This window comes from Pedobacter steynii (assembly GCF_900103665.1).
Taxonomy (GTDB): domain Bacteria; phylum Bacteroidota; class Bacteroidia; order Sphingobacteriales; family Sphingobacteriaceae; genus Pedobacter; species Pedobacter steynii.
Window position 1 is genome coordinate 19,592 of sequence record NZ_FNGY01000012.1, and the last position, 20,996, is coordinate 40,587.

Consider the following 20,996-nt stretch of genomic DNA (forward strand, 5'->3'; position numbering starts at 1 on the left):
ATTTCCAATAAAATCAGCATTAATGGCCAGCCAACTTACAACTAACGGAGACGCTTTACGTTTATTTTTTACAGATGATATTTATTTGATTAGAGGAGAGGAGATTTTATCAACGGATGAAGTAATTGTTTCTGAAAGTCAGTCGGTTATGATGGTTTCTGAGCCTCCGGTTAGCCCGGTAGTTTCGCTGCCAATTCCTGTAGAAACGCCAAAAGAAAGCCCATCTTTTAAATTTCTGGGGAAAAACAGTCGCAATATTCTTATTCTCGTAAATGACCCAGAACATGAGGTCAGCGATGAGAAAGGACGGGAATTATTGCGTAAGATCGTCAAATCAGTAAACCTCAGTGCCAATGATTTTGCCCTGTTGAATTACGCTGGTTATCGCGGAACAAGCTATGCACAATTGCAGCAGCATTTTTCCAGTGTGCTGATCTTTGTTTTTGGTGTGACACCTGAGCAATTGAAAATGAAAACATACCCTCAGAACAGCATTGTGCTGGAAGAAGGGGTCAGGTTGATTTTCTCTTCAGAGTTGAAGACGCTGGAGGAAGATCCTGCAGGAAAGAAAGTATTATGGGCCAGCCTTAAACAATTAGGATTATGAGACAAGAACTGGTATTTGCCACCAACAATAAACATAAGACAGAAGAAGTCAGCAAACTTCTGCTGAACGAATATAAGGTACTTAACCTTTCGGACATCGGTTGTACTGTAGACATCCCGGAAACTGGAGATACTTTTGAGGAGAATGCTTTTTTAAAAAGCAGCTATGTAGTGGAAAACTACCAGCTGGATTGCTTTGCAGACGACAGTGGGCTCGAGATTGAAGCGTTGAATAATGAGCCCGGGGTTTATTCTGCCAGGTATTCTGGACAGAAAGACGATCAGGTGAATATGAAACTGGTACTTCAGAAGATGAAAGGACTGAGTAATAGAAAGGCCCGTTTTAAAACGGTTATCTCCTTGATTCAGGGCCAAAAAAACTACCTTTTTGAAGGCGTGATAAATGGATATATCCTGGAAAATCCCATCGGGGATCAGGGCTTTGGATATGATCCTGTTTTTGTGCCGGAAGGATATGAGCAGAGTTTTGCGCAGATGAACATTGAACAGAAGAATCAGATCAGTCACCGGGCAATCGCCATGCGTAAGCTTATTGCTTTTTTAAAGGAGCAACAGCCGGTGCTTTAATCACATCGGTTTTAAGCGGAAGGCCTTTCAGGCTATCCGCTTTAACAGGTGCTTTGGAAAGGCTGTCTGCTTTAACTGCTGCCGGTTTTATCATTCCCGGCTTAATGAGGTTTGTTTTTGTCGAATCTGTTTTAAGGCTTTCTTTTCCTCCGGTTTGCTTCAATGGCACATTAGGTATCGCACTTCCTTTTTCCGGAACAGCAGCCGGATCATCCTTATCCTTAGGTTTCAGCGGCATCTTTGGTCCCTTAGGTCCCGGTGCTTTCTTTGCTCCTGGTTTGGGCTTCGGTTTACCATTGATCACTTCTTTTTTCGATAAAGGTCTGAGTTCTGGTTTCCAGGTAAATCCGGTCAGGAATACATCTTCTTTGAGCTCTTTTATTGGCGTTCTCGCTCCCTCAGTATCCTTAATGGTGATGATGTCTTTGATTTCCTTATTTTGAAAAATAATTTTTATCCTGGCACTCACCGTTTGGTTCATTTCTGTATAAATGCTGTCCTTTTCCTTATTGAAATAGATACTTTCTGCATTTCCATCTACAAACATCCGGTTCAGTTTACCCTCGATGAAAAAGCCGGTAATGAGTTTCCCTTTAACCTGGTTGTATCTTGCAGAATCCAGGTTTACGTTTACCATGAACCCGTTGTTGAGCACCTGTGAAGTATTCAGTTGTTTATTTTTCAATTTCAGGTAAATCGTGTCACCAGTTTGTTGAGACCCTTCTGCCCATAATACAGGATTTCCATACCAGCGTAGTGTAGAATCTGAGCTGGTATAAAACAGAGAATCTGCCCTTGCCTGCATATTCGATTTAAACACCCTTACATTGTGGTAAGCCTTAATTGCCCTGGTCCTGATCGTATCAGCAGGATTAAAAGGAAGGGAATCGGGAACTGAAGGTTTTGTACCTGGTTTTGCGACAGGCGTTTTTCCTCCCGGCCCTTTTTTGAGGTCGGTTGCTTTTTTCGGATCAGTACCCTTTTTGGCATCCGTAGTTTTGGCTTTTTTAGGATCTGCTTTAACAAGCTTAACAGAGTCTTTTGCTATTGCAGGCTGAATGACTTCCGCGGCTTTTAATACGGTTAGAATAGTGCTGTCGGCGAGGATCTGTTTCGTCGCTTTTTTAACAATGGGGACCTCTTTTGTCTTAATCGGAATGCTGTCTTTTTTCAGTGGAATATTGTCCTTTTTGAGGCTGTCCGTTAATCCGGGGATTTTAACTTTCGTACTATCGCTAATGGCAACAGGTTTATTTCCTGTTTTTGGGTCTTTATTGTTCTTGTCGTCCTTTTTTTGTCCTTTTTTTGTTGTTGCAGATGCAGTTATCCCTTTTTTATCTCCAACTTTCTTCTCATCTTTTTCCTCTTCGCCCATTTCGTTGTCTTTTTTAAGTACCGGAGAGGAGATGAGTTTCAATGTTTTTAAAAGGACCATTTGTGTTTCCAGTGTATCGGCCCCCATCCACAAGCTGTCGGGACGAAGCTTTTTATCCACCATTACAGAATCTGAAGTGCCTAATCCTATGTAAGGATTTTTCGTCACAATGGTTCGCTGGTCGATCTTGTAATAATAACCCAGTTGTCCATACATCACCGTTTTATCGGTAGTGTCTTTAAATACGATATTTCTTACTGCTTTGCCATATCCGGCAATTCCATCATAATATAAGCTGTCTCCTTTTAAAGATTTAGAGCCCTGAGTGTACAGGTTCTTCTTGCCGAAGTAGGCATATTGTGTTTTGGTATTGTAAGCTCCGTTTTCGGTATAAAGGTTGTCGTCCTTTCCCATAATATTGGTAGGGCCATAAAAATAAGTCCAGTTGGTAAGGGTGTTATATCTTAAGGTATCTGATTTAATGGTAGATTCGGGTGTAACTACAACGACATTATAACGGAAGTAAGCATCGCGGCTATTGGAAAAATAATAGCCGTTTTTACTGGTCAGCGTGACATCCTTACTCACAATTTTACCCCCGGTCACATAGGTTCCAACCTTACTGCCGAGGTTGTAATCCAGAATATTGGTAGTCAATATAGACTCTTTATCAATCATTTTAACATTACTTGTTAAGTGGGCATTTTTGGTGTTCCCATCGTAAGTAAGCCTGTCAGAATAAATGTTTATGGTATCGGCCTGGTTGATGTGCACATGATCAAACGCATCAAACATATTTTTTTCTTCATAAAATATGGCACTGTCACAGGCAAGTGTGGCGTTGTCTTGTTTGAATACGGGGTTCCTTAAGTAGGAAACCGCGCCGGAAGGAGTCTTCTTTACGGTGGTCGTAGTAAAACTTAACAAGAAAATCTTTGTTTTCTGTTGCGCGAGCAAAGAAAACGGTAATAAGAATAGAATTAAAAAAAGGCGTAATTTCTGCACTTTACAAAGTTAGTTTTTTGAGTACCATTTCCATTGAAATATATTTGTTTTTTTCGTGTTATTTATTGATTTTAAAGGTTCTCTGGAACGCTTAGACTCGGTTTACAGGTTGTGAACTGACCATCAACATATAGGTTTCATTGCTGGCTATCGTTTTTTTTAATGATGATCAAGCTGGTATGAAACGGTAATTACCAGCCTTTAAATTATTGTTTTTTTTAAAGCTATCCCATTGTGGTTTAAATTAAATATTTTTGAAAGATGTTACCTCTTCAGAATTTTAAAGATTACATCAGCCAAAATGCTCTTTTCATTACAAATGACCGGGTTCTTCTAGCCGTAAGCGGGGGTAGAGATTCTGTTTTAATGGCTCATCTATTTAAACTCTCCGGATATGATTTTGGTATTGCACACTGTAATTTTAATTTAAGGGGAGAGGAATCTATGCGTGATGAACATTTTGTGAAAATGTTGTCTGCGACCCTGGATGTCCCTTTTTATGTGCAGCATTTTCAGACCAAGGGATATGCCGCTGCGCATAAGGTTTCCATACAGATGGCGGCGAGGGATTTGCGTTACCAATGGTTTGAAGAGTTGAGAATCAGGGAAGGTTATGCCTTCATCGCCCTTGCGCAACATCAGGATGATGCCATTGAGACGGTTTTGCTTAACCTGACCCGTGGTACCGGAATTGCCGGATTACACGGGATTCTTCCCAAAAGAGGGCATTTAATCCGCCCCCTTTTGTTCCTCTCCAGAACAGAGATCAATGAGCTGATGGAACGGGCGCATCTCGACTACGTGGAAGACAGCTCCAACCTAAGTACTAATTATGCCCGGAACAAAATAAGGTTAAAAGTTTTGCCGCAACTGAAAGAGATCAATGGGAATCTGGAGGTTACCTTTCAGCACAACATTCAGCGTTTTGCAGATACGGAATTAGTGTTGCAAAAGGTCGTGGCAGATTTAAGCGGGAAGCTTCTAGTTAAAAAACAGGATGGCGTTCACCTTTCCATAGCGGAGGTTAAAAGCTTATCCCCGCAGAAACTGCTGTTGTTCGAGGTTTTGAAGCCTTATGGTTTTTCTGAACACCTGGTGGCGGATGTGCTGCAGGCATTGGATAAGCAAAGTGGGATTTCATTTTTTAGCACTTCTCATCAGCTGACACTGGATCGGGAAGATCTGATTTTGGTAGCCTTGAGAGATAAGGATGCAATGCCCCGGCAGCACCTGATGGTACATTCCCAGGATCTGACTACCGTACTTCCTGAAGGAGAACTGACTATGGTTACCCTTCCCAAATCGAAATTTGAAGAAACGCATTCGTTTAAAAAAGACCATTTTGAAGCTTACCTCGATGCGGAAAAGCTGATTTATCCGTTAGTATTAAGAAACAGACAAAACGGAGATAAGTTTAAACCGATCGGGATGAGCAGCTTTAAAAAACTCAGCGACTTCTTCATTGATGAGAAAGTGCCGGTGACGAGCAAGGATGATATTCCTATCCTGGTAAACGGGAATGGCGAAATTATTTGGGTGATGGGCCTGAGACAGGATAACCGGTATAAGATCACTCCTGCGACGAAAAATGTAACAATATTGACTTTTAGAAATCTACATATTACAATTTCTAAACAATCTTAAGCAGGTTGTTTTACTAAGCAAAGGAAAAAACAAGTAACTTTATTGAAAATTATATAGATGGGGAACCGATACGCATTTTTGGAGAAACAATATATAGGCCGCGATTACATCAGAATATGTATTCGGTTGGTTATGGCTGCATTTTGTTTTGCTGCTTATGTTTATGAGCGTGATCGCGACAATACCCAGGACCTGTTTTTGGTGGTAGGTTTTGGAATTATCGGCGTTTCTATTATTCTCCTTTTCATGATTCAGTATAAAACGATCATCGATGATAAAAAAATCCTGATCGACGGTTTATGGTCTGCCAGAAAGGTGGAGATTGATTTGCATACGATAAAAAGCGTTAGAAAAGATACCTATAGCAATTACTTATTCAACAATCCGGTATATAACCTGCACCGTAAAGGAAGTGTCCGCTTTTATTCTTCCGGAAAAGATGCCGTAGTACTTACCGATCGTGATGGTTTTGAGTACTTTATCGGGACACAACGCCCCAATGAGATGTACCTTGTTCTGAAGGACCAGATGAAATCTTAAATAATTGCAATTGTTTAACACAAAGCTCAGTTTAAGTATTGTACTTTGCATCGTAAAACAAATTCGCTAGAATGAAAATAGGTATCGTTTGTTACCCAACTTTTGGAGGTAGTGGAGTAGTTGCTACTGAATTAGGTAAAGCACTTGCTGATGAAGGTCACCAGGTCCATTTTATAACTTATAGTCAGCCTGCCCGCCTCGACTTTTTCTCTGCCAACTTATTCTATCATGAAGTATCTGTAAGGGATTATCCTTTATTTGATTATGCTCCCTATGAATCTGCACTGGCGAGTAAACTGGTAGATGTCGTACGCTTTGAAAAGCTGGACATTCTGCATGTACATTATGCGATTCCACATGCTTCTGCTGCATTTATGGCCAAGCAAATTCTGGAAACTTATGGAATATATATCCCGTTTGTCACTACGCTGCATGGAACGGACATCACCCTGGTGGGTAAAGACCCAACCTATAAGCCGGTAGTTACTTTTTCCATCAATAAATCTGACGGTGTGACGACGGTATCACAAAACCTGAAAGAGGATACGGAAAAACATTTTGAGATCACCAATGAGATCAAAGTGATTCCAAACTTTATCGATTTCAACAGGTTTAGCCTGAAGCCTAAAGACCATTTCAAGAAAGCAATCGCACCTAATAACGAAAGAATCCTGATCCATACCTCTAACTTCAGAAAAGTGAAGCGTACAGGAGATGTGATCAAGACCTTTGAGAAGATTCAACAAAAAATCCCTTCCAAACTATTAATGGTAGGAGATGGTCCGGAACGTGCTTATAATGAGCAGCTCTGCCGTGAACTGGGAATTTGTGAACATGTACGCTTCTTAGGGAAGCAAGATGCGATAGAAGAGATTCTTTCGGTGTCTGACTTGTTCCTGATGCCTTCAGAGTCGGAAAGCTTCGGACTGGCGGCATTAGAGGCGATGGCCTGTAAAGTTCCTGCAATCACTTCCAACGCGGGTGGTTTGCCAGAATTGAACATTGACGGCTTCTGCGGTTTTATGAGCAATGTAGGGGACGTAGATGATATGGCAGCGAAAGGAATCCAGATTCTGGAGAATGATGAGGTGTTACAACGATTTAAAGAGAATGCCTTCATCAGGGCTCAGGATTTTGACCTGAAGAAAATCCTGCCAATCTATATAGATTATTATAATCAGGTAATAGAGGAAGCGCATAAGCTGAAAATTGTTTAATCATAAAAAAGCCCTTTGGATCATCCAAAGGGCTTTTGTTTTTTAATGCTGTTATTTTACCGGAGCAAATACCAGACATACCGGAGCACCCACTTCAATCCTTTTGCCGGTATCTTTTAATGCGCCTGTTTCCAGGTTACGTTCAAAAATAACCACGTCATTGGTGTATTGGTGTCCTACAAGGAGATATTTTCCACTTGGATCAATGACGAAATTTCTTGGTCCTTTACCCAGTGTACTTGCATATCCTCTAATGCTCAACAAGCCTCCTTTTTCAATCGCGAAAATGGTGATCTTATTTTCTGATCCCCTATTGCTGGCATATAAAAACTTGCCATCAGGTGAAAGGTGGATATCTGCTGCCCCATTTTGTCCGTTAAATCCTTCTTCAGTGAGTTTCGTTTGTTGAATTTCATTTAAACTCCCGTCGCTATAACTGAATACCGTGATCCCTGCGTTGATTTCTCCAACGAGGTAGGCATATTTACCATCTTTGCTAAATACGAGGTGTCTGGGGCCAGTTCCCGGCGTTACCTCGATGCTATATTGTGTTTGCAATACCTTTTCATTCAGGTTTGGATTGTATTTGTATAAAAAGATCTTGTCTGTACCCAGATCGTTCACCACAATATATTTACCGTCTGGTGTAAACTGTGCCATGTGAACGTGTGGCTGGTCCTGTTGAGGCTTAACAATGCTTTTTCCTGTATGTTGTGCGAGTAGTTTTAACGCAGATAAAGAGCCGTCCTTTTTAATACCGAACACGGAAATGCTTCCTCCGGAATAATTGGCCGTCATGACGTTCTTCTGATCGGCAATTACATAACATGGATCGGCACCGGTTGCCTGTTTGTTTAAGAAAGTCAGCTTGCCGGATGCCGCATCGAAACGAAAAGCACTGACTGCGCTGCTTGCTCCGGTTTCATTAACGGCATAAATTGTTTTATTTCCTGCTCCTAAAGCCAGATAGCTTGGGTTTTCTACATTTTTAGTGATGCTTTTTGCTTTGAAATCAGCAGTATTTGTATTGAAGTTATACACATAAATTCCTTCACTTTTTCCTGTGTTGGTATAGGTTCCAATGATTAGGTTATAATCTGTTTGTTGTGCATAGCTTTGCATGGCTAGAAGTATTACTGGAAAAAATAAAAGTGCTCTCATTTGAATGTTTATTATTTAGCAATAATATCATATTAAACTTGAAATTATAGGAAATATGTTCAGATTGTTGAGAGATCTGATCTGTTTTCCGGAAAAGAAGGGTGGTAAAGAAGATCGGCCAGGCGGCGATGTCCTATTCGGAAAGGGGTATAAATAAAAGAACCGGTTACATCAAACGTAACCGGTTCTTCAGGTATTTTTTATTTGATCAGATGTTTAATCTGGATCAATTCATGTTCTTCTAAATAACGCCATCTTCCACGTGGAAGATCTTTTTTAGTCAGGTTACCATAAACAACGCGGTCAAGTTTTACCACGTCATAACCTAAGTGTTCAAATATCCTTCTTACGATTCTATTTTTACCACTATGGATCTGGATACCAACCTCACGTTTACTACCTCCGGTTACATACGATACGTTATCTGGTTTGATGATTCCATCTTCCAGTTCAATACCGAACTGAATTTTGTTCAAATCTCCCTGGCTCAAGCTTCTGCTCAATTCCACATGATAGATCTTAGTGATGCCGTTTTTAGGATGCGATAGTTTGTCCGCAAGGTCACCATCATTGGTCATCAATAAAAGACCTGTCGTGTTGCGGTCTAATCTTCCTACCGGATAAATGCGTTCTCTGCTTGCTTTATCTACCAGTTGCATCACGGTACGACGTTCCTGAGGATCGTCAGTAGTGGTGATGTAATCTTTTGGTTTGTTCAATAAAACGTAAACTTTCTTTTCGCGTTTCAACAATTCTCCGTTGTAACGGATTTCGTCTTTCGCAGGGTCAATTTTATGTCCCAGTTCCGAAACTGCTTCTCCGTTTACAGATACAACACCTGCTGCGATCAGCTCATCCGCTTTACGGCGGGAGCAAATGCCTGAATTGGCAATGTAACGGTTCAAACGGATCAGTCCGTCATCTTTAGGAATCGGCGCTTTTCTGCCACGCATAACAGTGTTGCTGTCGTCGCGTTCAGAACGTTCTCCACGTGCCTTGAATCCTGGTTTGGTATTGTCGTCTTCTCTTTTTCTGAATGGTCTGCTGTCCGTACTTCTGGAAGCTGATCCTTTTTTATCGTCGAATTTTCTGAAAGGTTGATCACCACTTCCGAAATTGTCTTTCTTTATATAACTACGGGTTTTATCTGTAGGAGGAACATCTCTTGAGCTTCCTGCACTGTGTGGCCTAGGTTTGTAATCCCTTGACTCATTATCACCCCTTGGTTTGAAATCTCTCGATCCACCCTCTCTAGGCTTGTAATCTCTTGAACCGCCTTCTCTTGGTTTGAAATCTCTCGAACCACCTTCTCTCGGTTTGTAATCTCTTGAACCACCTTCTCTGGGTTTGAAGTCTCTCGACTCATTCTCTCCCCTTGGTTTGAAGCTTCTTGAATCTCCTTCTCTTGGTTTGAAATCTCTCGAACCACCTTCTCTCGGTTTGAAGTCTCTTGAGCCACCTTCTCTTGGCTTGTAATCCCTTGATCCACCTTCTCTAGGTTTGTAATCTCTTGAACCGCCTTCTCTTGGCTTAAAGTCTTTTCTGTCTCCCTCTCTTGGTTTGAAGTCTTTTCTATCGCCTTCTCTTGGTTTAAAATCTCTCGGGCCACCAAACTTATTATCCTTCCCCTCTTTGTCGTCAAACTTGCCTTTGCCTTTGTAAGAACTGTCTGTTCCACTACGACTTTTGCCTGTTGTACTTCTGTTTCCCGGTTTGGACTTGTCATCCCGACTGTTCCTGTTGTTGTCTTTGATCATGATACGCTATATAACCGCATAATTTATGCGGCTGCAAATTTAGTAAAAATCGGCCAATTTACAGCTAAATTTTTAGGATTTGTACAAGATGTAAAAAATCATAGCCTATGGGTGTTTAAACGTTGATTTTGAGTACAGTTTTTGTAAAAGGTTGATAATTAACATAATATACCGTATGTTTGCAAACGTTTTAAAATTGTTAACCAAAAAAAGGAGGAAAATGATAAAGAAACACATAATAACATGTACGGTAATAATTGCATTACTGGTTATGGCAAAAGTGTTTGCTTACAACATGCCCCAAGCAGCAAAAAGTCTTTTAAAAGAAGAAACAACAACAAAGAATACAGATACATTAACACCAAAAATCGAAGGACCGGTCGCAGTAATTGCCCGGTTAAATTTTGCAGAAGAGACACTTCCACTGGGCGATGCCAGGGTGGAACGTAAAATGAAAAAAGTTCTTGCTGCATTCAGTCACAGTAAATTACAGACCAATCGTTTGCACAATAAGGCGGCAGAATGGTTTCCTGTAATAGAACCAATCCTCGCCGCTTATGGCATTCCAGAGGATTTTAAATACATCCCTTTAGTTGAATCAGGATTAAAGGCAGGCGTATCACCTAAAGGTGCTGCAGGCTTTTGGCAATTTATGCCAGGGACAGCCCGTAGTTTTGGTTTGAAAGTCAACTCAAATGTCGACGAGCGTAACAACTTACGTAAGTCAACAATTGCAGCGGCAAAGTATATCAAAGAGCTTTACGGCATTTTTGATAGCTGGACATTGGTTGCAGCTGCATATAATGTAGGTGATGGCCATATGCAAAGGCAGATCAACAGGCAAAAACAGGACAATTATTTCAAGATGAAGCTAAACCGTGAAACGGCGGGTTATGTGTACAAATTGATTTCCATGAAGCAGATTCTGGAATTTCCTGGCAGGTATGGCTATAAAGCGCCAAGAGCCTTGTTGGCATACAATGCTGAAAAAGCTGCAAATAATGCAGAAAAGACCACAAACGCGGAATAATAAAAGATAAAAGACACACAAATGGGGGAAGCCGGAATTTATTCCGGCTTTTTGTTTTTCTTGGAATTTTACTATTTTACCCGATATGGGATTGTTAAAACTGCGTATTACCACGATGACCTATTGTCCGGGGGAGACATTAATCATCAGCTTTGAACCCCTGGAAGGACCCAAGCCGGATTATCTTGCCGGTCAGTTCCTGACCCTGGTTTTTGAAGAAAAAGGGAAAGAACTGAGGCGGTCTTATTCTTTATGTAGCTCTCCGGATGTGGACGAACCTTTGTCTATTGCCATTAAAAGAGTTGAAAATGGAGCGATTTCGAGATTATTACACCATAAAACTGCGGTAGGAGATGTTTTAACTGCATTGGATCCCAACGGGCAATTCAGTTATCTTCCCGAGCAGGAAATCAGAAGGACCGTTTTCCTTTTTGCTGCAGGCGTGGGAATCACCCCTTTATTTTCGATTTTGAAGACGGCACTCATCAGGGAGGAACACAGTAAAGTCATATTAATCTATAGCAACAGGTCTGCAGAAGGAACATTATTTTACGCAGAACTCAATGCTTTACAAGCGCAGTATCCGGATCGTTTTAAACTGATTTATCTGTTCAGTCAGTCGAAGAACTTATTGATGGCGCGCTTAAACGGACAGTTGATCGAACGGATTGTGGCGGAGCAGCTGGAATTTGAAAAAGAAGACGCCTTGCTTTATACTTGTGGACCAGTGGATTACATGGACGTATGCCGGATCACTTTACTGAATCTGGGTTTCGACAGAACGCAGATAAAAAGAGAAACTTTTGTGCTTCCGGAAGATGAAGCAGACGAAGATGACATGACAGAAAAGAAAGTCCGGGATACCAACACTTATGCTGTGATTCTGAACTACCGTGGGAAAGTACATGAAATCGAGGTGCCTTACTACCAGAGTATTCTTGATGCGGCACTGGAACAGAAAATAGACCTGCCATATAGCTGTCATGCTGGCATCTGCAGCACCTGTACTGCCAATTGTATCAAGGGGCATGTGGAAATGGATTATAATGAAGTTTTAATGGATGATGAAATTGCAGCAGGAAGAGTGCTGGTTTGTACCGGTCACCCTACTGAAAATGGCACCACACTGGTTTGGTAAACAATCTCGGGTCTGCCTTGCGTAAACTTTTCTTTTGATAAAATTTTTAGCATTTTTGTGGCTGAAAATTTGTTATCCTAAATATATAGATATCAGTACAGTTTTAATAAAAATATGAGCAAAAATACCGTTGACCTGGGCGAGCAAAAGGATGTAGAAGTATATGGAGCCAGGGTACATAACCTTAAAAATATAGACATTTCCTTTCCACGGAATAAACTGGTAGTCATTACCGGTCTCAGTGGCAGTGGAAAGTCCTCACTGGCTTTTGATACCATTTATGCAGAAGGGCAGCGGAGGTATATGGAAACCTTTAGTGCGTATTCCCGTCAGTTTATGGGGGGAATGGAGCGTCCGGATGTGGATAAAGTATCCGGTTTAAGCCCGGTGATTGCCATTGAGCAAAAAACTACCAGTAAAAACCCAAGGTCTACTGTGGGAACGATCACAGAAATCTACGATTTCATGCGTTTGTTATATGCCCGTGCAGCGGATGCTTTCTCCTACAATACAGGGGAGAAGATGGAGCGTATGAGCGAAGATCAGATCCTCGGTAATATTTACAATAAATTTGAAGACATGCCGGTTAATATCCTTGCGCCGGTGGTAAAAGGGCGTAAAGGACATTACAGGGAATTGTTTGAGCAGATCCGGAAACAAGGCTATGTAAAAGTGCGAGTGGATGGGGATATTCAGGACATTAGCCCGAAGATGCAGGTAGACCGTTATAAGATCCACGACATTGAAATTGTAGTCGACAGGCTCATTATTGATAGAAAAGACCAGAAACGATTACAGGATTCCCTGCAAACGGCAATGCGTCTGGGAAAAGGAATCATTAAAATCAGCGATAAGGACAATAATGTTTCCCATTTCAGCCGTTTTCTGATGTGTCCTACAACGGGAATCTCTTACGATGAACCACAACCTAACAGTTTCTCTTTTAACTCTCCTTATGGGGCCTGTGAGAACTGCGACGGACTGGGGTATATCTTCGTTATTGATAAGGAATCGGTGATGCCGAATCCAAAGTTGAGCATTATGAACGGGGGATTGGCCCCACTGGGGGAATACCGCGACATCTGGGTGTTCCAGGTATTAAAGGCGGTGGCAAAAAAATATAATTTTTCTTTGTCTACCCCGTTGGAAAAACTAAGCGAAGAACACATCAGTATCATCCTTAATGGATCACACGAGTTGGTAAGTGTGGCGGTGGAATATAATAAGTGGAATGTTCAGAACTATCAGATTACCTTCGATGGCATCATCAAATTGCTGGAAGAGCAGCAGGAGAAGAAAGGGGAAGGGGCAATAGATGATATGGAGACTTTCCGCAAACTGAAAACCTGTCCGGTTTGTAATGGAGCAAGGTTAAAGAAAGAAAGCCTGCATTTTAAGATTGACGGAAAAAACATCTTTGAACTGGCAGAAATGGACATCAATAGCCTTAAAAACTGGTATGTTGACGTGGAAAACCGTTTAAATGAACGACAAAATACAATTGCCAAGGAGATTCTTAAAGAAATCAGGGCGAGATTAGGCTTCCTGACGGATGTAGGATTGAACTACCTGTCTCTTGACCGTACTGCGCGTACGTTATCAGGAGGAGAGGCGCAACGGATTCGTCTGGCTACACAAATCGGCTCGCAACTGATGAATGTCATGTACATTCTGGATGAGCCAAGTATTGGCCTTCACCAGCGCGACAATGAGCGTCTGATCGGGGCACTTAAAAATCTGCGTGACCTTGGAAATACGGTATTGGTGGTAGAGCACGATAAAGACATGATTCTGGAAGCAGATCACGTGATTGATGTGGGGCCGGCAGCAGGCGTTCGCGGTGGTCAGATTGTTGCACAGGGGACACCTGCGGAGATCTTAAAATCTGATACATTGACCGCGGCTTACCTGAATGGTAAAAAAGGGATTGAAGTACCTAAAAAGCGCAGAAAAGGAACGGGACATAAGCTATCCATCATAAAAGCGAGCGGACATAACCTGAAAGAGGTGTCTGTAGATTTCCCTCTTGGAAAATTCATCGCAGTAACCGGTGTCTCCGGAAGCGGAAAATCAAGTCTGATTACGGAAACTTTATACCCGATATTAAACCACCATTTTTTCAGGGCGAAGAAACATCCTTTGCCTTATGAGAAGATCAATGGGATCAAAGAAATAGACAAAGTGATTGAGATCGATCAGGCACCCATCGGGCGTACGCCAAGATCGAATCCTTCTACTTATACCGGAGTATTCTCCGACATCAGAAACCTATTTGTACAATTGCCGGAAGCAAAAATCAGAGGTTATAAACCCGGTCGTTTTTCCTTCAATGTAAAAGGTGGGAGGTGTGAAACCTGTCAGGGGGGCGGAATGAAAGTTATAGAAATGAACTTTCTTCCCGATGTTCAGGTGCCATGTGAAGAATGTGGTGGAAAGAGATATAACAGGGAAACGCTGGAGGTTCGTTACCGGAGTAAATCCATTAGTGATGTACTCGATATGAGTATTGAAGATGCATGTGATTTCTTTGAAAACATGCCGGTAATTTACCGGAAGATCAAAACGCTGAAGGACGTAGGTTTAGGCTATATTACTTTAGGTCAGTCGTCTACAACGCTTTCAGGTGGTGAGGCTCAGCGCGTTAAACTGGCTACAGAATTGTCTAAGAAAGATACTGGCAGAACATTTTATATTTTGGATGAACCCACAACTGGCCTGCATTTTGAGGATATAAATGTTTTGTTAGGTGTGCTGAACGAGTTAGTAGAGAAAGGGAACACCGTATTGGTGATTGAGCACAACCTTGACGTCGTAAAAGTAGCAGATTGGGTAATTGATTTAGGAGAAGAAGGTGGCGCAGGTGGCGGTAGAATCATATTTGAAGGAACTCCTGAAGGATTGGTACAAAACCCGATAAGTTTAACCGGTAAATTTTTGAAGAAAGAAATGGGCTTATAAAATTAAAGTTATGTCAGTCTTCCTGAATACTTTTCTGCCCGATACAGATCCATTGAGTAAATTGCAGGTCGTTGATCGGGGATTAAATAAACAAAGTACAGAAGCATCCGCTTCTCCTTATAAATTAATAGAAGAAGAAGATATCAGGGGCCTGGTCAAGCGTAGACTGCCCTTTTCCCATAAAGGTACGTATGGCCATGCGCTGATCATTGCCGGAGAAATCCGGACAATGGGAGCGGCCATGTTGTCTGCAAAAGGCTGCCTTTATGGCGGCGCAGGTTTAACGACACTTTCCATTCCGGAGAGTGGGTTGACTGCATTAAATTCCACTTTACCAGAGGTGATGTTTCTGGAAAGAAAGCAGCTCATTAAAATGAAATCTTTGAAGAAGTATAATGCTGTTGCCATAGGTCCGGGAATTGGAAAGCTATTGGACGGTATGGCGGTGCTGGAGGGCTTGTTTGCATTGAAACGGCCAATCATTGCCGACGCTGATGCGTTGGGCCTTCTTGCTGAACATCAGGACCTATTGTATCATTTACCGAAGGATTCGATTCTCACTCCTCATGTAAAAGAATTTGACGGCCTGTTTGGCAAGCATAAAAACTGGTGGGAACGACTACAGACTGCCCGTACAGAAGCTAAGAAATTAGGTGCAGTGATTGTCCTGAAAAATCAATTTACTTTCATTATAGACCAGCAGGGAGATGTAATGATTAATCAGACCGGTAACCCCGCTATGGCACAGGGTGGGATGGGAGATGTTCTGACCGGCTTAACTGCCGCTTATGTGGCACAAGGATATAGTGCTAAAGCTGCTGCAATTCTGGCTTGTTTCTTTCATGGAAAAGCAGGAGATGAACTGGCTGCACATCACATTAACGTTACCGCATCAGAAGTGGCCCGGGAAATTCCAAAAGCAGTAAAAAGGTTTATAGATTTTAAACCGGAAGATTAGATTGATACGCTACCCATAACGATCATCTGATCCATCGTTGGGCTTGCTACTCCACCACGTTTTTCCAAAGTGACAGCGAAAGCCTGTGCTGATCCGATTTCTTTCATTTTAAGCAGAATGTGTGTGGTATCCGCTTTAACATCAAATACACCAAGATTTACCGGTTTTCCGTTGACCAAAGCCCAAAGCTGGTACTGGTGTGCCTGGTCATTTTTTGGAAGTCCCATTTTGGAATTGTCTACCATCACATGGCGTCCTGAAGTATGCCAGTAAACCATCATTTTAGCCTGAGGATCCATTTTTGTACCGGCAAGTTTGACGATCTTCCAATCCGGATCATTCGGCATATCGGCAATGGTCTGTAATTCCCGATTGGTCTCTTTCATGTAATTCACCGTATTGGCGAATTTCTGCTTATCCTGATTGAGGGCAATGATTTGTTCTTTGGCAGTACCCAATTCTGTATGTGCAGTGTAAAGCGCAATTCCAGCTACGATAAGGAGAACGGCGCAAGCGATTAAGGCAATCCTAAGGGTTTTTAATTTTGATTCATAACCTTCAGGATATAAAGGAAGGATTTTAGCTTCCTGTGGAGTTGCAGGAGTTAAATTTTCAGAAACTTTAGGCGTGGCCACTGTTGCCGCTTCTATTTTTTCTAATATTTTATTTGCTAAGCCTATAGAAGGCTGAACAGAATGTTGAATCGCATATTCTTCCATAGCAAGCTCAATCGCAGAAATCTCCTGTTTTACCTCAGGGTATTGTGCCGCCATTGCTTCCACTTCATGTTGCTCCTGCTCGTTTAACTCGCCAAGAACATAAAGCTCAAGTATGCCTGATTCTATATATGCTTTTCCCTCTTCCACCTTAATTAAAATTCTTTCTTAGTTCCATAATTGCCATTCGGATACGCGTTTTCACTGTACCCAATGGTAAATCCAATTCTTCTGCCGCTTCCACATGGGTATATCCCTTAAAATACACCATATCTAATACCAGATTAAACTCTGGTTTAAGTGACGTAACCATGTCTTTTAAACCAATTGCATCTGCATTGAAAGTGACCTCTTTTTGAGCGTCAATGAAATCTACGTTATTTTCTATGTCCTGGTTTTTATTGGCATTTTTAAAATCCTTTGAACGGAGTTTATCAATGGCTAAATTCCTGGCAATATTCATCATCCAGGTAAATAGACGCCCTTTAGTGCTGTCATAATTGTCAGCAGATTTCCAGATTTTTATGAAAGTTTCCTGTAATATATCCTCCGCAACCTCAGGTTGAAGGATGATTCTTGAAATGACACCGAACAATGCTCCTGAATACATCTCGTACAATGCTTTAATAGCAATTGTTTCCTGGCTTTTTAGGGCCCGGACAAGTTCTTCTTCAGAGAGGGATATTTTCTTTGTTGCGGTCAAGTTCAGCTAATATACAGAAACAACAACAGCAAAAGATAAAATTTGTTTTATGGTATAAAAATTACAAATCGAATAGGTGCTTTTCGGCATGATAAGAAGAACGCACTAATGGGCCACTTTCCACATATTTAAATCCTTTTGCCATTCCCACTTCTTTGTATTTTGCAAATTGATCAGGATGAATCCAGTCCAATACAGGGTGGTGGTTACGGGTAGGTTGTAAATACTGACCTAAAGTAAGGATGTGTACACCATTGGCAACAAGATCATCCATGGCTTCATATACATCTTCTTCAGTTTCTCCTAATCCAAGCATGATGCCTGTTTTTGTTCTCAAGCCAAAGTCCGAAATGCGTTTAAGACATTCTAAACTTCTGTCGTATTTTGCCTGGATGCGGACCTGTTTGGTTAAACGTCTTACTGTTTCAATGTTGTGCGACATCACCTCTGGTCTTTCTTCCAATACGCGGTATAGGTTGTCCCAGATCCCTCTGAAATCAGGAATCAGGGTTTCCAGTGTTGTTTCCGGACTTTCTCTTCTGATTGCCTGTAATGTTTCTGCCCAGATGATGGAGCCACCATCTTTCAGGTCGTCTCTATCCACAGAAGTGATTACGCAATGTTTTACCTGCATTAACTTCACAGAATTGGCTACACGGTTTGGCTCATCGGTATCTACTGCCAATGGTCTGCCTGTTGCTACTGCGCAGAAAGAGCAGGAGCGGGTACAGATATTTCCAAGAATCATAAAGGTAGCGGTACCTGCGCCCCAGCATTCACCCATGTTCGGGCAATTGCCACTTTCGCAAATGGTGTGCAGCTTATGTGTGTCTACAAGACTACGTACTTGTGCATATTCTTTACCTACAGGAAGCTTAACTCTAAGCCAATCTGGTTTACGTTGTACTGGGTTTGCGGAAACAACCGGAAGTGCGATCATGATGCAAAGTTAAGCAATAGGTTTGAATAGTTATAAAAATGAAGTGTTTGCCGGATGTAATGTTCTCTGTTTTCGGTGATATTCAGATGATATTCATGTGTGTTTTCCTAAAATTGAACGTTAACTGCCTGGTGTATGGCTATTGATAGGCCTGTTAGACCAATTATGGACCTATCAACCTCCTATTGAAGGTCAATTGACGATCAATTTTAGGGAGACACAACTTTAACGGAAATTAAACGGAACATCAAAACGCCGGACAGGAGGTAAATGCGAGGAGTTGTTGTAGACCAGGAAGGATGAAAAGCCGAATTGAATTGCCTCCTTTGAAAAATTATGTTAATCTTGTAATCTAAAATATAGACGATGGCAACTTCAAAAATAACCTATAATGGTGGTTTAAGAACCACATCCGTTCATGAACGTTCCGGAAATGAAATCATTACTGATGCACCGATAGATAATAAAGGACAGGGCGCTGCTTTTTCACCAACAGATTTGCTGGCGACTTCACTGGGAAACTGTATGTTGACGATTGTGGGAATTGCAGCGAATGAACATGGATTTAACATCGATGGCGCGACCTGCGAGATTACGAAGATCATGGCCGAAAATCCAAGAAGGGTTTCGGAAATTGTGGTCAACTTCCAATTCCCTGCAAATGACTATTCTGATAAGGATAAAAAGATCATTGAAAGATCGGCCAATACCTGTCCGGTAGCTTTCAGTTTACATCCTGATCTTAAGAAAACAGTTTCTTTTAATTATTAATTACTTCAGCAACTTCCTCTGCGGAAATGTCACTATGTGAAGCATCAAGAACGCATTCCCCGTCTTTAATCAATAAGATTTGTGGGGATTCATGGTGAACCTGAAAAGTCTCAGCTATTTGTGCGGAAATCGCACGATAGCTGATTAAATCTAAAAAATATAAGGACGTGTCTGTCGGGATGGCTTCCCAATCCATTTCAAAGCGTCTTTTTGCCATCATGCTCACCGAACAACGGGTGCTGTGTTTAAAAATTAAGCTGTACCCGGTTTCTTTTTGTATGTCACTGATTTGTGCCAAATCAGTTATAAATTTCCACTGCATCAATATTCTCCTAAAATGTATGTTTGTTGCTTATCTTCTTCTCCTGCTTTCCGGATAAGAGCCGTATGCCGGACAAAGACGGTTTGAGCAGGCTTCCAGAAGCGCTATGGTTAAGAATACGCCAAGCAATAATATGGCTACTTTTTTCATGAGGTTAATTTTTATAAAAATTCTCTACTAATTTACAGATTTTAATATGAAGAAACAAGGTATTGCTAAATTGTAGCCACCAGCTCTGCCATTTTTAGTGCTGTAATCGCAGCCTCGTCGCCCTTGTTGCCATGTTTACCACCTGCGCGGTCAATTGCCTGTTGTTGGTCATTTGTGGTCAGTACACCGAAGATTACGGGTTTACTGTATTTCACGCTGACCTGTGTGATGCCATGAGCTACTGCATCGCAGATAAAGTCAAAATGTCTGGTCTCTCCCTGAATCACACATCCCAGGCAGATTACTGCATCAAGATCTTTGTGTTTTTGCAATAAAATGTCTGCAGCGGAGGTCAGCTCGAAAGTACCCGGTACTGCAATAGAAACAATATTTTCTGCCAATACCCCATTGTTGAGTAAGGTTTGTAAAGCGCCATTATACAGGCTTCCTGTAATTTCTGCATTCCATTCTGCAACGGCGATCGCGATTTTAAATGCACTTCCGTTAGGGATGGTGGTATGAGAAAAGTCAGATAGGTTCTTAAGTTGTGTTGCCATTTTGCAAATATAAGTAAAGGGTACAAAAAAAGGCTAGCCGTAATGGCTAACCTTTGTCATAATATTTTTCTGCTCAACTATTTTACCTGAGCTGAAGCGCGGGCGATGAATTCATCTGCCATAGCTGCTTCCTGGCTTTCAGGATATTGAGTTTTAATTTTCGTGTAAGCATCTTCCGCAGATTTGAAATCTTTAAGATGTTCATAAACCAATCCTAGTTTTTTAAGGAACAAAGGAGAAGTGAATTTGTTGCTGGCTTTATCAGCAGCTTTCTTGTAATAAGTTGCAGCTTGTTTAAAGTCTTTCAACTCACTGTAAGCATCACCTAATAAACCTAAGGCCAATGGATCTGCAACAGGGCTTCCTGTTTCTGAGTATTTACCTAAAGCTTCAGTTGCTTTTTTGTATTCACCTTTACGCAAATAGATACCACCTAAATAAAGGTTAGCTAAATTTGCTGATTTGGTATTGTCGTACTCTTCCGCAATTTTCTCTAAACCAGGATAACCCGCAGCGCCATTAATTGCTTTATTGGCAAGGGAATCGACTCCAACATACTGTTCTGATTTGTACATTTTTGCAGAAGCTTCCAATGCTCTGTTTTTTAAATATACATTTTGATACCAAAGGTAAACTCCAATCAATAACACTACAGCGCCTGCAATGAACAAAAGGCTTTTTGAGTTTTCTTCTAAAAAGGAACCCTTCTTTACCGGGTGATTTACTTCTTTTTCTGTTGTAGACATTTTATTTAAAAAAATTAAGGATTGCAAAAATACATTTTTACATCAAAGTATCAACCCCTTTTTGCGGATTTATTAAACTTTATTGAAGGGTACTTCCAAACAGAACTACCTGAT

At 41.3% G+C, this 20,996-nt stretch carries 19 protein-coding genes; 10 read left to right on the forward strand and 9 right to left on the reverse strand.

All coding sequences use genetic code 11. The features are described 5' to 3' along the window. Positions 1–22: 22 nt before the first annotated feature. Both BLQ87_RS26910 and BLQ87_RS26915 read left to right on the forward strand, forming a co-directional pair. Entirely contained in the window at positions 23–607 is a 585-nt protein-coding gene (locus tag BLQ87_RS26910) for a hypothetical protein (protein WP_074612030.1), read from the forward strand. After that, entirely contained in the window at positions 604–1,194 is a 591-nt protein-coding gene (locus tag BLQ87_RS26915) for a non-canonical purine NTP diphosphatase (RefSeq protein WP_143010561.1), read from the forward strand. The genes BLQ87_RS26910 and BLQ87_RS26915 overlap by 4 nt, the downstream gene beginning before the upstream one ends. Here the strand turns inward: BLQ87_RS26915 and BLQ87_RS26920 are convergent. Continuing rightward, entirely contained in the window at positions 1,157–3,496 is a 2,340-nt protein-coding gene (locus tag BLQ87_RS26920; protein WP_245723939.1) for an OstA-like protein, read from the reverse strand. The two genes, BLQ87_RS26915 and BLQ87_RS26920, sit on opposite strands and share 38 nt — an antisense overlap. 339 nt (positions 3,497–3,835) lie before the next feature. On the opposite strand from BLQ87_RS26920, the gene tilS reads away from it, so the two are divergent. From tilS to bshA, 3 genes are all read left to right on the forward strand, one after another. Next, positions 3,836–5,218 carry a tRNA lysidine(34) synthetase TilS gene (tilS, locus tag BLQ87_RS26925; protein WP_074612033.1) on the forward strand — a complete coding sequence of 461 codons (1,383 nt, stop codon included), beginning with the start codon at positions 3,836–3,838 and terminating at the stop codon, positions 5,216–5,218. A gap of 57 nt (positions 5,219–5,275) precedes the next feature. Next, on the forward strand, positions 5,276–5,758 hold the full coding sequence (locus BLQ87_RS26930) for a hypothetical protein (protein ID WP_074612034.1): 483 nt from the start codon (positions 5,276–5,278) through the stop codon (positions 5,756–5,758). Positions 5,759–5,829: 71 nt separating this feature from the next. Next, positions 5,830–6,975, forward strand: coding sequence for an N-acetyl-alpha-D-glucosaminyl L-malate synthase BshA (bshA, locus tag BLQ87_RS26935; RefSeq protein ID WP_074612035.1), 1,146 nt, complete (start codon positions 5,830–5,832; stop codon positions 6,973–6,975). Between the two features lie 51 nt (positions 6,976–7,026). Here bshA and BLQ87_RS26940 read toward each other — a convergent pair whose 3' ends face one another. Then, positions 7,027–8,097: a lactonase family protein gene (locus tag BLQ87_RS26940; protein ID WP_245723940.1), complete on the reverse strand. Its 1,071-nt coding sequence runs from the start codon at positions 8,095–8,097 to the stop codon at positions 7,027–7,029. A 239-nt stretch (positions 8,098–8,336) separates the two neighbouring features. Beyond that, complete coding sequence (locus BLQ87_RS26945; protein ID WP_074612037.1) at positions 8,337–9,893, reverse strand: pseudouridine synthase; 1,557 nt, start codon at positions 9,891–9,893, stop codon at positions 8,337–8,339. A 175-nt stretch (positions 9,894–10,068) separates the two neighbouring features. On the opposite strand from BLQ87_RS26945, the gene BLQ87_RS26950 reads away from it, so the two are divergent. The 4 genes from BLQ87_RS26950 to BLQ87_RS26965 all read left to right on the forward strand — a co-directional run bounded on the left by BLQ87_RS26950 (position 10,069) and on the right by BLQ87_RS26965 (position 15,977). After that, positions 10,069–10,923, forward strand: coding sequence for a lytic transglycosylase domain-containing protein (locus tag BLQ87_RS26950; RefSeq protein WP_074612038.1), 855 nt, complete (start codon positions 10,069–10,071; stop codon positions 10,921–10,923). 85 nt (positions 10,924–11,008) lie between these two features. Further along, positions 11,009–12,061, forward strand: coding sequence for a 2Fe-2S iron-sulfur cluster-binding protein (locus BLQ87_RS26955; protein ID WP_074612039.1), 1,053 nt, complete (start codon positions 11,009–11,011; stop codon positions 12,059–12,061). A gap of 114 nt (positions 12,062–12,175) precedes the next feature. Then, positions 12,176–15,019: an excinuclease ABC subunit UvrA gene (gene uvrA / locus BLQ87_RS26960; RefSeq protein ID WP_074612040.1), complete on the forward strand. Its 2,844-nt coding sequence runs from the start codon at positions 12,176–12,178 to the stop codon at positions 15,017–15,019. A 10-nt stretch (positions 15,020–15,029) separates the two neighbouring features. Further along, positions 15,030–15,977: an NAD(P)H-hydrate dehydratase gene (locus tag BLQ87_RS26965; RefSeq protein WP_074612041.1), complete on the forward strand. Its 948-nt coding sequence runs from the start codon at positions 15,030–15,032 to the stop codon at positions 15,975–15,977. Here BLQ87_RS26965 and BLQ87_RS26970 read toward each other — a convergent pair. The 3 genes from BLQ87_RS26970 to lipA form a co-directional block, all read right to left on the reverse strand. Then, positions 15,974–16,843, reverse strand: a complete 870-nt coding sequence (locus BLQ87_RS26970; RefSeq protein WP_074612042.1) for an anti-sigma factor — start codon at positions 16,841–16,843, stop codon at positions 15,974–15,976. The genes BLQ87_RS26965 and BLQ87_RS26970 overlap by 4 nt on opposite strands. A gap of 1 nt (position 16,844) precedes the next feature. Continuing rightward, positions 16,845–17,396, reverse strand: a complete 552-nt coding sequence (locus BLQ87_RS26975; RefSeq protein WP_074612043.1) for an RNA polymerase sigma factor — start codon at positions 17,394–17,396, stop codon at positions 16,845–16,847. 61 nt (positions 17,397–17,457) lie between these two features. Further along, complete coding sequence (gene lipA, locus BLQ87_RS26980) at positions 17,458–18,336, reverse strand: lipoyl synthase (RefSeq protein ID WP_069379571.1); 879 nt, start codon at positions 18,334–18,336, stop codon at positions 17,458–17,460. A 366-nt stretch (positions 18,337–18,702) separates the two neighbouring features. On the opposite strand from lipA, the gene BLQ87_RS26985 reads away from it, so the two are divergent. Beyond that, positions 18,703–19,107, forward strand: coding sequence for an OsmC family protein (locus BLQ87_RS26985; protein WP_074612044.1), 405 nt, complete (start codon positions 18,703–18,705; stop codon positions 19,105–19,107). Here BLQ87_RS26985 and ytxJ read toward each other — a convergent pair. From ytxJ to BLQ87_RS27000, 3 genes are all read right to left on the reverse strand, one after another. After that, on the reverse strand, positions 19,097–19,429 hold the full coding sequence (gene ytxJ, locus BLQ87_RS26990; protein WP_074612045.1) for a bacillithiol system redox-active protein YtxJ: 333 nt from the start codon (positions 19,427–19,429) through the stop codon (positions 19,097–19,099). The two genes, BLQ87_RS26985 and ytxJ, sit on opposite strands and share 11 nt — an antisense overlap. A 215-nt stretch (positions 19,430–19,644) precedes the next feature. Next, the gene (gene ribH / locus BLQ87_RS26995; protein WP_074612046.1) at positions 19,645–20,136 is read right to left on the reverse strand and encodes a 6,7-dimethyl-8-ribityllumazine synthase; all 492 of its coding nucleotides are present in this window, start codon (positions 20,134–20,136) and stop codon (positions 19,645–19,647) included. Between the two features lie 77 nt (positions 20,137–20,213). Beyond that, entirely contained in the window at positions 20,214–20,882 is a 669-nt protein-coding gene (locus BLQ87_RS27000) for a tetratricopeptide repeat protein (RefSeq protein ID WP_074612047.1), read from the reverse strand. Positions 20,883–20,996 lie beyond the last annotated feature (114 nt).

Excerpts from the sequence above, each read along its gene's own strand:
- BLQ87_RS26910 (WP_074612030.1), top strand. The coding sequence starts at position 23 with ATGGCCAGCCAACTTACAACTAACGGAGACGCTTTACGTTTATTTTTT.
- BLQ87_RS26915 (WP_143010561.1), top strand. The coding sequence starts at position 604 with ATGAGACAAGAACTGGTATTTGCCACCAACAATAAACATAAGACAGAA.
- tilS (WP_074612033.1), top strand. The coding sequence starts at position 3,836 with ATGTTACCTCTTCAGAATTTTAAAGATTACATCAGCCAAAATGCTCTT.
- BLQ87_RS26930 (WP_074612034.1), top strand. The coding sequence starts at position 5,276 with ATGGGGAACCGATACGCATTTTTGGAGAAACAATATATAGGCCGCGAT.
- bshA (WP_074612035.1), top strand. The coding sequence starts at position 5,830 with ATGAAAATAGGTATCGTTTGTTACCCAACTTTTGGAGGTAGTGGAGTA.
- BLQ87_RS26940 (WP_245723940.1), bottom strand. The coding sequence starts at position 8,097 with ATGCAAAGCTATGCACAACAAACAGATTATAACCTAATCATTGGAACC.
- BLQ87_RS26945 (WP_074612037.1), bottom strand. The coding sequence starts at position 9,893 with ATGATCAAAGACAACAACAGGAACAGTCGGGATGACAAGTCCAAACCG.
- BLQ87_RS26950 (WP_074612038.1), top strand. The coding sequence starts at position 10,069 with ATGTTTGCAAACGTTTTAAAATTGTTAACCAAAAAAAGGAGGAAAATG.
- BLQ87_RS26955 (WP_074612039.1), top strand. The coding sequence starts at position 11,009 with ATGGGATTGTTAAAACTGCGTATTACCACGATGACCTATTGTCCGGGG.
- uvrA (WP_074612040.1), top strand. The coding sequence starts at position 12,176 with ATGAGCAAAAATACCGTTGACCTGGGCGAGCAAAAGGATGTAGAAGTA.
- BLQ87_RS26965 (WP_074612041.1), top strand. The coding sequence starts at position 15,030 with ATGTCAGTCTTCCTGAATACTTTTCTGCCCGATACAGATCCATTGAGT.
- lipA (WP_069379571.1), bottom strand. The coding sequence starts at position 18,336 with ATGATCGCACTTCCGGTTGTTTCCGCAAACCCAGTACAACGTAAACCA.
- BLQ87_RS26985 (WP_074612044.1), top strand. The coding sequence starts at position 18,703 with ATGGCAACTTCAAAAATAACCTATAATGGTGGTTTAAGAACCACATCC.
- ytxJ (WP_074612045.1), bottom strand. The coding sequence starts at position 19,429 with ATGCAGTGGAAATTTATAACTGATTTGGCACAAATCAGTGACATACAA.
- ribH (WP_074612046.1), bottom strand. The coding sequence starts at position 20,136 with ATGGCAACACAACTTAAGAACCTATCTGACTTTTCTCATACCACCATC.
- BLQ87_RS27000 (WP_074612047.1), bottom strand. The coding sequence starts at position 20,882 with ATGTCTACAACAGAAAAAGAAGTAAATCACCCGGTAAAGAAGGGTTCC.